The sequence below is a fragment of the Bacillus sp. SRB_331 genome (assembly GCF_003264175.1).
GTDB classification, from domain to species: domain Bacteria; phylum Bacillota; class Bacilli; order Bacillales; family Bacillaceae_G; genus Bacillus_A; species Bacillus_A mycoides.
On the sequence record NZ_NADV01000016.1, the window covers coordinates 1 to 343 of the forward strand.

Below are 343 nucleotides of genomic sequence, written 5' to 3' on the forward strand. Positions count from 1 at the left end.
ATCTAGTTTTCAAAGAACATACCATTTGCTATATAAAATAGCTTTTTGGTGGAGCCTAGCGGGATCGAACCGCTGACCTCCTGCGTGCAAGGCAGGCGCTCTCCCAGCTGAGCTAAGGCCCCGTAAAATGTATGGTGGGCCTAAATGGACTCGAACCATCGACCTCACGCTTATCAGGCGTGCGCTCTAACCAGCTGAGCTATAGGCCCATACAAATTGCGGAATTTATTTATATTATATTCCTATTTAAGAGTCAATACTTATATTGAACTCTCAAAACTAAACGAAAACGAAACACGGAAACTTATATTGATGAACAGTGTTCATCAATTCTCCATAGAAA

The 343-nt window shown here is 42.0% G+C and carries 2 tRNA genes; both read right to left on the minus strand.

Annotated features, from left to right (window positions below):
- Positions 1 to 46: 46 nt before the first annotated feature.
- Positions 47 to 122, minus strand: a tRNA-Ala gene (locus B5P42_RS12600).
- A 10-nt stretch (positions 123 to 132) separates the two neighbouring features.
- Positions 133 to 209, minus strand: a tRNA-Ile gene (locus B5P42_RS12605).
- Positions 210 to 343: the final 134 nt, after the last annotated feature.